This window comes from Paraglaciecola sp., from assembly GCF_030730205.1.
In the GTDB taxonomy this organism is placed as follows: Bacteria; Pseudomonadota; Gammaproteobacteria; order Enterobacterales; family Alteromonadaceae; genus Paraglaciecola.
Genome location: NZ_JANQVQ010000231.1, coordinates 1 through 2,357, shown reverse-complemented (window position 1 = coordinate 2,357; position 2,357 = coordinate 1). Strand labels below are relative to the sequence as shown.

Here is a 2,357-nt window from a genome sequence, read left to right as displayed (position 1 = left end):
TCGCGCGTGGAAAATATCCGATTTTCGCTCTTTCCGGTAGGTGCCAAAAGCGGACTTAATATAAAGCATCTACGGATAGTGATTCATCACAAAAAAATGTATACATGTAACCTAAATGTTGTACTGAATCATAGCGACAATCTGGTGTAAAAAGCATCAAAGCGTTATAGCCTGTTGATAGTAATGAATCTGAATGATCCTCGTTTTTATTCTTGAGGATGGCGAACTTTAGATAATTACTAAGGAAATTATCGAGCACGGACATATAGCAATACAAGCGCGATAAAAATTCTTAAGCAAGAGCTGTTGTAATGAAGGCGAATGTCCGGGTAACGTCATAAGTGAAACTTATATAATGTGCCTTATTTGTGGGCAGCACTAGCAATCAGCTGCAACGTCCCCATTTACGCTGCGCATGACAACATGATATAGGGACTAGGGCAATATTTTGTCTGACGCAGGCATAGCAACGCCTTATACATTGGGCTTTTGCCTTAACTACAAAGCCGCCCGTGCTGCGGGCTTTGTGTGAAAATTTGATCTTACTGGTTAATATAAGGATGTTTATGAAAAATGTATTTTTTAGACCTTGGGTCGGAAGTGAGTATGGGTTAGATAGTTCTGTTTTTAATCAAAAAATTTTAGTTTTAGGTGATTCCCACTACACAGATGAATCTGAAATTATGAATTGGGTTGAAGATCTTGAACAATCATGTGATTTCACTACAGGTGTTATGAATGATTATTTAAACCCAGAGTTAGGTGGGAATTGGAAGTCAACCTTTACAAAGTTCATGAATAGCCTAGTACTAAAAAGTGTTCACAGTGAACGTAGCCCCATCGAATTATGGAATTCCGTAGCATTCTATAACTATTTACAAATTCCAGCAGGGATAACTAGTCGTCTTACTCAGCATTTTAATTATTCAAAAGAAAAAGATAGGAATGCACTACTAGAAGTTATCGAGGAGCTAAATCCTGACATAATAATCAGTTGGGGTAATAAAGTCTGGGATGCATTACCTGAAAACTTTGGATATGGACATTATGTCGCTAGTGAAGATTTTAGTAATTTTTACTATAAATATCCTTACAAAAATAGAGAACTAAAACTTCTTGGCGTTACTCACCCATCCACCTCTTATAAATCATCTTATTGGGCAGATGTATTCTCTAAAGTAGGTGTAAATATTTAGTTTTCACATTAATGAAGAGGGCACTTGGCATATTCTGGGAAATAAGTGCCTAGAATCTTATTGTGAGGCCAAACTTTCTGTCAGCCATGTTGATGAAGGTGATATTGTATTTTTCTTACACAAGTGGTGTGGTAGCCGCAGCTAAAGTAAAAGGTAAAGCATGTAATTCAACGTTGTTAAATCTAAATGGAGCAGAAGGTCAACTCTTGCTCCATAAGATTAAATAAATTAAGGCTCAATATGAATGATGGTAAATTTTTAAAGAATATCTTTACTATTGGCGACTCATCAGCCTCAAATGCGGAGGTTTTTGTTAGAAATTGGGGGTTTGGCTGGGTTGAGCATAACCGACTGTCAGATCAGCTAAGCCCCTTAAATCTGGATGATATTTTCAGTCTTTTGGTCGTTGACTCAGATGTGTCATCGTTAAGTTTAACTAAATCCGTTTCAGGTCAATTTAAAAAACCGGATGGTTTTGAAGTTATTATTCTGGCTGAGACCCCGCTAAAGTCTGAACAACTTGAGATTATAGCGGAAATCGATAAAGGTCTCTCAAATTCGAATGTTAAGGTTGTTTGTCAGGACTCATTAAGCAATATTCTTGAATGTTACGCTCATATCCTATGCGGTTTTTCGTATACAAGCCTCGACTTTAATGACATTCATGAATGGCTACATGCAGGAACAACTTTTCTTTCTGCCGGAGTATATATAGACGAAGCTGTTAAAAACGAATTGCCATACATGTTGTATTTGCAGCTTACTGATCTTCAAGCTCAATATAAAAAATTAGAACTGGAAGTTGCTGCTATTAATGTCGTTTTTTTAGGTGAATATATTTCTCAAGACTTATTTTCGGCATCATTGGCCATGATATCGGGCAGTTTTTCTCATGACTTAAACCTCACTGTACACAGCAATATTCATGACACACATCAAAATGGGAAGGTGGGTTTCAAAATATTTGCATCTTTGAAAAAGAAAGAATCTGTCACCATCGATAAAAATGAGATACCAGTTTTCCTTTTGAGGTAATGACCGCTATTCGCTCAAAGCAGCAATAATCTTAGAACCGAAATACTCCTTAGCCTGATGTGCTTTTAAATCCCATTACGTTGCAAGCCGATCAAGTTTGCACGACCAAGGTTTTAAGACGAGGGG

Annotated in this window: 2 protein-coding genes; both read left to right on the top strand. The window is 37.1% G+C overall.

Annotated features, from left to right (window positions below):
• Nucleotides 1–566 precede the first annotated feature (566 nt).
• Nucleotides 567–1,196 carry a hypothetical protein gene (locus NWQ57_RS15405; RefSeq protein ID WP_306023049.1) on the top strand — a complete coding sequence of 210 codons (630 nt, stop codon included), beginning with the start codon at nucleotides 567–569 and terminating at the stop codon, nucleotides 1,194–1,196.
• A 240-nt stretch (nucleotides 1,197–1,436) separates the two neighbouring features.
• Nucleotides 1,437–2,231: a hypothetical protein gene (locus NWQ57_RS15400; protein WP_306023048.1), complete on the top strand. Its 795-nt coding sequence runs from the start codon at nucleotides 1,437–1,439 to the stop codon at nucleotides 2,229–2,231.
• The last annotated feature ends 126 nt before the right edge of the window (nucleotides 2,232–2,357 follow it).